At 50.1% G+C, this 6,327-nt stretch carries 6 protein-coding genes and 2 tRNA genes; 3 read left to right on the plus strand and 5 right to left on the minus strand.

The window, feature by feature from the left end:
- Positions 1-98 precede the first annotated feature (98 nt).
- Together AB1756_01150 and AB1756_01155 are read left to right on the plus strand one after the other, a co-directional pair.
- Positions 99-2,150, plus strand: a complete 2,052-nt coding sequence (locus AB1756_01150; GenBank protein ID MEW5805958.1) for a ClcB-like voltage-gated chloride channel protein — start codon at positions 99-101, stop codon at positions 2,148-2,150.
- Positions 2,147-2,296, plus strand: a complete 150-nt coding sequence (locus tag AB1756_01155; protein ID MEW5805959.1) for a hypothetical protein — start codon at positions 2,147-2,149, stop codon at positions 2,294-2,296. Before AB1756_01150 ends, AB1756_01155 begins: the two co-directional genes overlap by 4 nt.
- 91 nt (positions 2,297-2,387) lie before the next feature.
- On the opposite strand, the gene AB1756_01160 is transcribed toward AB1756_01155, so the two are convergent.
- The 3 genes from AB1756_01160 to AB1756_01170 form a co-directional block, all read right to left on the minus strand.
- Positions 2,388-2,463, minus strand: a tRNA-Ala gene (locus AB1756_01160).
- Positions 2,464-2,564: 101 nt separating this feature from the next.
- Positions 2,565-3,032 carry a hypothetical protein gene (locus AB1756_01165; protein ID MEW5805960.1) on the minus strand — a complete coding sequence of 156 codons (468 nt, stop codon included), beginning with the start codon at positions 3,030-3,032 and terminating at the stop codon, positions 2,565-2,567.
- Between the two features lie 154 nt (positions 3,033-3,186).
- Entirely contained in the window at positions 3,187-4,953 is a 1,767-nt protein-coding gene (locus AB1756_01170; GenBank protein ID MEW5805961.1) for an SLC13 family permease, read from the minus strand.
- 98 nt (positions 4,954-5,051) lie between these two features.
- On the opposite strand from AB1756_01170, the gene AB1756_01175 reads away from it, so the two are divergent.
- Positions 5,052-5,149: transfer RNA gene (locus tag AB1756_01175), tRNA-Sec, on the plus strand.
- A gap of 19 nt (positions 5,150-5,168) precedes the next feature.
- On the opposite strand, the gene AB1756_01180 is transcribed toward AB1756_01175, so the two are convergent.
- Positions 5,169-5,675, minus strand: a complete 507-nt coding sequence (locus AB1756_01180) for a hypothetical protein (GenBank protein ID MEW5805962.1) — start codon at positions 5,673-5,675, stop codon at positions 5,169-5,171.
- 10 nt (positions 5,676-5,685) lie between these two features.
- Positions 5,686-6,219: a DUF2085 domain-containing protein gene (locus tag AB1756_01185; GenBank protein MEW5805963.1), complete on the minus strand. Its 534-nt coding sequence runs from the start codon at positions 6,217-6,219 to the stop codon at positions 5,686-5,688.
- Between the last annotated feature and the right edge of the window lie 108 nt (positions 6,220-6,327).

Here is a 6,327-nt window from a genome sequence, read left to right on the forward strand (position 1 = left end):
TACTGATATATTATCCTACTCGAATTCCAAGTCAATACCTTTGTCATTTTAATAAACCCCCTTTTATTCTATCGGCGGCGCGTGTATCATTTTTCTTTATGAAGAAGGGACGCCTTTCCTCTATCTCTCGCTTACTTAAACTGAAAGATGCCATCCATCCTGAAGAGAATACCTGGTTCTTTCTCCTCGTCCTGGCTATAGGATTCTGCGGCGGTCTCGGTGCCATCCTCTTCAGGTCCTGCTCCTCCCTTCTCATGAGGTTCTACTCTGGTTCTTTCGAGCTCTCTCTTCTCGACATCGCCATGAAGTTATCGCCGGTGATGAAAATTCTCGTTCCCGCCATGGGAGGATTGATTGCCGGTCTCGTCATCCACCTGTGGCTCAAAGGGAGGAAAGGAGAGGGAATTTCGGAGATCATGGAGGCTCTCTCTCTAAAAGGCGGGAGCATCCCACTCAAGAACGTATTTTTCAAATCCATCTCATCAGTCTTTCTGATCTCGACAGGCGGCTCCGTGGGACGAGAGGGTCCCATCGTGCAGCTCGGAGCCGCTTTTGCTTCAGGAATCGGAGATTTCCTGAATGTGCCAAGAGATAAGCTGCGCATCCTGATCGGCTGCGGCGTAGCGGCTGGAATGTCTGCAGCATACAATGCTCCCATAGGAGCCTCCTTCTTCGTCATGGAGATCATCATCGGCAATTTCGCCATGGAGGTATTCGGTCCTCTCGTCCTCTCATCCATTGTAGCCACGCTCGTCTCGCGTACCTTCATGGGAGCAGGACCTCTCTATGCCATTCCTCATCTCTACATGTTGAACCCATGGGAGCTGCTGGTGTATGCCCTGCTGGGACTGGCTTGCACACTTGTTGCCAATCTCTTCATAGTTTCCCTGCCTTTCTTTGAAAGGATCCTTAACGTCATCTCACTGCCTCTCTACATCAGGTTGGCTGCAGGCGGAGTCTTCCTGGGTTTCATGGCCTTCACAACCCCACAGGTCTGGGGGAATGGTTACGAAGGAGTCACACAGATCTTAAATGGGGAGATCCTTCTCCGTTCGATAGCCTCCCTTCTATTAATGAAAATCCTGGCAACATGCATCACCGTGGGATCGGGGGGATCTGGCGGAATCTTCACTCCAACGCTCTTCCTGGGTGCCTGTCTTGGAGGTATCTTCGGAAACATCATGAATAGCTATATCCCTGAGATCAGCGGTCCCGCCGGAGGCTATGCTCTGGCAGGGATGGGCGGAACGATCGCCGCGCTAACCCATGCTCCAATCACGGCCATACTCATCCTATTCGAGATGACCCAGGAGTATGACATGATTCTTCCCCTCATGCTCACCTGTGCAATCGCAGGGCTATCCTCGCGCGCGCTCAAGAAGGAATCCTTTTACACGGAAAAGCTCTCTCAGAGAGGTATCAAGCTGGAACTCGAGTTCGAGGAGATTGCCCTGCGGTCCATCCGCGTCGAGGATATCATGAGAAAGGATGTCAGACTCACTCCGCAGGATGCCCCGCTGGAAGATGTCATGCGTTCGTTTCTGGCGGGCAGGAGCAACTACCTTTACGTGGGGGACTCGGCGGGAAACTTCATCGGAGTGATCGACCTGCACGATATCAAGGAAAGCCTCGCAGAAAGAGAACCAAAGGAGTTGGTCATCGCCTGGGACCTGGCCAAAGAGGTGCCGACGGTAACGGCAAGAGATTCCATCGCCGACATCATGGAGAAGTTCTGGTTTCAGGAGATGGGTCATCTTCCGGTCATCGAAGGGAATGGTTCCAGAAAATTTCTTGGAATCATAACGAGGAGGGATGTTATAGGAGCTTTCGACAGGGAGATCCTGAAGAGGAAGATGCTTCTTTCCAGATATCTGAGGAGAGAGAGGGGAGAAGATATCACGAGCTATCTCTCACTTCCCGAAGAGCTGACGATCCGGGAGATACCTCTTCCCGCTTCTTTCGAGGGGAGATCTCTCAGGGAGAGCGATTTTCGCGGAAGATTCCATCTCAACATACTCGCCGTTAAGAGAATCTTGGATAGAGGAGAGGAGGAAAGACTTCAACCGGAACCGGAATTGATCTTGAAGAAGAACGATATCCTAGTCGTTCTGGGACGCCTCAGAGACATTAACAAGTTCCTGAGCAATTGACACCTTCCTCTCCCCTCTTCTCCATTGATCCGGAGAACAACGGTGTCGCCATCGATGACCTTCTTTACGTAAGCTATATCTCTCCGCTGAGCATGATCCAGCGTGATAGAGCCGGAGCTCAGGACCATAAAAGCGATGATGAATAGACTTGTTTCGAAGACTTTCATCTATACGGAAGAGTATTTTCAGGATCTGTCGGGAGACTATCATCGCGGCAAATGCGGTCTTCTATAAAATTGGTGGAGCTGACGGGGATCGAACCCGTGACCTCTTGAATGCCATTCAAGCGCGCTCCCAGCTGCGCCACAGCCCCACCGATTCAGATTGCAGATATGATACTACATAGGAGCCAAATTTAAAATGATCAGAATTCTAGAACGATATAGCAAGATTCGGGAATTCTCGCCCCCTATTTCATTCTCCCGATGAATAGTGGTCGTTCTCTTCGTTGTCTTCCGACCGGTCAGGCTCTCCACCTTTTGAAGAAACAGCCTTAGAGCCCATGCTGGAGTTCCCCTTTGTTCCTTTCTCTCTCGAGATTTCCATCCTTGCCCTCTCCTTAGACGAGTGGCCTGCGTATTCCTTCTCGATCTTTTCTATCTCATTCTCCCGAGCCTTGATATGGTCATCGATCTCGTCTATCTCCTTTACAATCATCTCCAAGGAAGACTCCTGGACTCTGCTTTCCCTCACGAGGGACAAAGCCTCCTCGGCTAGAGATCTCAGCTTCTCGTTTCTCCCGCGCTTCAAGCCCAGGATCTCAAGCTTCAACTGCGATATCTTCCAGGTCCTGCTTGCTTCCTTCTGAATTTTTGATGAGACCTCTTTTATGAGAGCAATAGACCGATCGAGGATTTCCTTTGCATCCTTTCTGGCGCTCATAAGGATCTCTCCCCCCGAAATCAATCATTAATATTCTTGAAGATTGTGCCTACTTTTTTATCATAACCTGCGCTTTTATGTCAATCGCTTTGGCTACGAGTCATTGAAGCGCCGTTATTAAGACCCCACCATGCAGGGTTATCTGTCATATTCTTCAGAAAGACCATAGTCTCGGAATTAGTATCATGGAAATCACAAAGGCTATGAGAGTAAGCGGCAACCCTACTTTCAAAAAGTCCAGGAATTTATACCTCCCCGCGCTGAATACCAGGAGACAGGCCGGCTCCAGAGGCGTGATGAAAGAACATGAAGCCGCCACCGTGATGGCGATGACGAAAGGTCTTTCGTCCACTCCTGAAAGCTTTGCGGCATTGATCGCTATTGGAAGCATGAGAAGGGCCGCCGCTGCATTGGAGATGGGCTGGGTGAGAAGGACCGTCATCAGGAAGAATGTCCCGAGCAGGAATATGGGGCCATACGAACCGAATGCATCGACGGCAATCCCAGCAAGAAAGAGAGCCGTTCCCGTGATCTCCATGGCTTTGGCAAGCGATATCATCCCGGCGATCATGAAGAGGATCCTCATGTTGAGATACTGATAGGCTTCCTGCATCCGGAGGGTCCTGAACAGGATCATGAGCGTGGCTCCGCTCAGAAAAAGAATGGGTGCAGAGAACAGTCCCAGAGCGCTGACGAAAACGACCAGCGTGAAAATGACGAGGGATAGGACAGCCCTGTTCCTGTTATATTTAGGCAGAATGACATCTTCCATGAGGAGCATGTTGGGTTCTTTCCAGAGCCGGAAGAAATTCTCCTCGAGTCCAAGAACGAGGAGGACATCCCCGAGTTTCAGTTTGATCTTCCCCACCTTTTCAACAAGAGATTCTCCCCTCCTGTAGATGGCAAGGACGTTGACGCCATAACGATTCCTGAAGTTCAGCTCCTTTAGGGTCTTGCCGATGAAGGGAGAGTTGTACGAGATAGTTGCTTCCACCATCTTCACTTTTTCCGATTCTATTTCGTTGCCGGAGATCTTGATGTCGGACTTGATCTCGATCCCTTCAATCCCTTTGACCTGAAGGATCTTCCCTATGTCTCCCTCTAGGAAGAGGAGATCTCCTCCATGGATGACTTCCCTCTCGCTGGGTGATAGCATCTTCTCATTCCCTCTGACGATGCCAACCACTGTCAGATTGGCCTTCTTTATGAAGTCGATATCGGCGATCCGCTTCCCGGAATATGGGGAATCATCGTGGACAATTATTTCGAAGAGATACTCTTTGATGTGGAACTCTTCCGCTTTGTCGGAAACCCTTTTCCTGGGAAGCAGCCGATCTGAAATGAAGAAGAGATATACGAGGCCAAAGATGGCCAGCGTGATACCGACCGGCGTCAGTTCGAACATGGTGAAGGATTTCATGTGATAATCCTCCAGGGCTCCGCTTATTGCAACATTGGTGGACGTTCCGATCAGAGTGCAGACTCCGCCAAGGAGAGAGGCATAGGCGATGGGGAGCAGGTACTTCGACGGGTTCATTCGATAGCGCTTGGAAACCCACTCGGCCACCGGGATGAACATGGCGGTAGCTGCCACATTGTTGATGAAGGCAGAAACAGCCGCCGTGGCGGAAAATAGAAGCATCGTGATCCCCTTCTCGCTCTCTCCGGCAAGCTGATTCATCTTCCGGCTTAGATGATCCGCCACTCCATTATGGATAAGCCCACCGGTCATCACCATGATCCCTGCAATCATTATGATTGCGGGGTTCCCGAAGGAAGCAAAGATTTGATCTGCGGGGAGGATGCCGAGGATCGTGAGGGCGAGCATGACCAGAAGCCCAATCAATTCGAGCGGTATTAGCTCGAATGCGAAAACGATGATTACCAGCCCCATTATGATGAGTACTTCAGCTACCTGCATCCTTCATTCTCTTAAAGAGCAGCGTCTTATCTAAAACGATGCTGATATTAGAACGAAAAAGAAATGGAAATCAAGAGAAAATTCTTTATAATAGATGCGGAAGTGAACCCTGGCTGGTGTCGGGCGCGGACTTCAAATCCGTTGGCGGCTGGCGAGAGTCAGCCGTGGTGGGTTCGATTCCCACACACTTCCGCCAGCTGCCAGAACCTTCAGGACTAAACCTGGCCTGATGGAGTCTGTTCCCCAGCCTTTTTCTTCTTCCCGAAGAGAGCCACTCCCAGGATTCCGCCCAACGTCGAGAAAATACCGAACATGATGAGTGCGATGAAAAGCGCAAAGATCATGTTGAAGATTGTAAATTCCCTCTGAAGCTCCGCTTCGATTCTTCCCATGATATCAGGCGGCAACTGCGTGAGAAAATCCTGTATGAGGGAGAGTGCCAGTTGCTTGAAGTACGTGCCGAATGTTATCTCCACCAGGGTATTGACGATGGTCATCGAAAAGGCTCCGAAGATGCCGGAGAGAAGGCCGACCATGGCACCCGATCCGTAGGTGACGGGAACTGCTGACTCCCTGATCAGGAGAAATGCTGCCAGGATGCCGCTGGCAAAGATGAGCGAACAACAGAAACAGTTCAGTATGCTGATGATGGGGATCGCAGAGGTAACGCCAAAAATGATCCCGCTGATCAGTGCGGGTTTCAACAGATCAGGCTTTTCCATTTTTCCCTCCTCATGATAGATTTCTCAAAGAGAGTTCATCTACTTTTTCAGGACTCTTCAATCCTCTCGCGCGCATGTCGAGGACAATCTCGCATACGCCAGGTATGATGTAAAAGGGGAGTAGCAACCCAGGGAGAAACCCCGTCGCAAACCGAAGAAGCGCGATGGAAGAATACACACCGCGCACATTCAGAAAAAAATCGAGAATTACAGGCACGGTGGAAAGATAGAGGATCCACTCCTCAGGGATATCATCCCGTCTCCTGCGCCATAATATTGAAAAGAGGCTCACGCCCACCAGGAATCCTATATATATCCCCGTGCATCTTGCGCAGACAGCACACGGGTGGCCGAAGAGAGAAAATGCCCTCTCCTGGATTTGATGGCACAGTGATGAGAAGAGAAGGTAATTGAATGAGGATAGTTTCCCATATTCAAGGTATGCAAACAGCGGCGCAGAAAAAATCAGCAGGACGAAGAGAAAACAGGCAAGAACAAAGAAGGATACGACTCGCCGCTCATTTTCTCTGGAAATAATTCGCATGATCTTTGTTGACCCGAAGGGCGATTTTATCAGAGGGGAATCTTCCAAGCAACGATTATTATGGGGGGGTGTAGATCTGGATCGTTCCTTTTCCTCGTTTCTTGGCAT

This window comes from Acidobacteriota bacterium, from assembly GCA_040752675.1.
In the GTDB taxonomy this organism is placed as follows: Bacteria; Acidobacteriota; Polarisedimenticolia; order JBFMGF01; family JBFMGF01; genus JBFMGF01.

Bases quoted from the DNA above. Each gene is read 5' to 3' on its own strand.
- AB1756_01150 (MEW5805958.1), top strand. From the start codon at position 99: ATGAAGAAGGGACGCCTTTCCTCTATCTCTCGCTTACTTAAACTGAAA.
- AB1756_01165 (MEW5805960.1), bottom strand. From the start codon at position 3,032: ATGAGCGCCAGAAAGGATGCAAAGGAAATCCTCGATCGGTCTATTGCT.
- AB1756_01170 (MEW5805961.1), bottom strand. From the start codon at position 4,953: ATGCAGGTAGCTGAAGTACTCATCATAATGGGGCTGGTAATCATCGTT.
- AB1756_01180 (MEW5805962.1), bottom strand. From the start codon at position 5,675: ATGGAAAAGCCTGATCTGTTGAAACCCGCACTGATCAGCGGGATCATT.
- AB1756_01185 (MEW5805963.1), bottom strand. From the start codon at position 6,219: ATGCGAATTATTTCCAGAGAAAATGAGCGGCGAGTCGTATCCTTCTTT.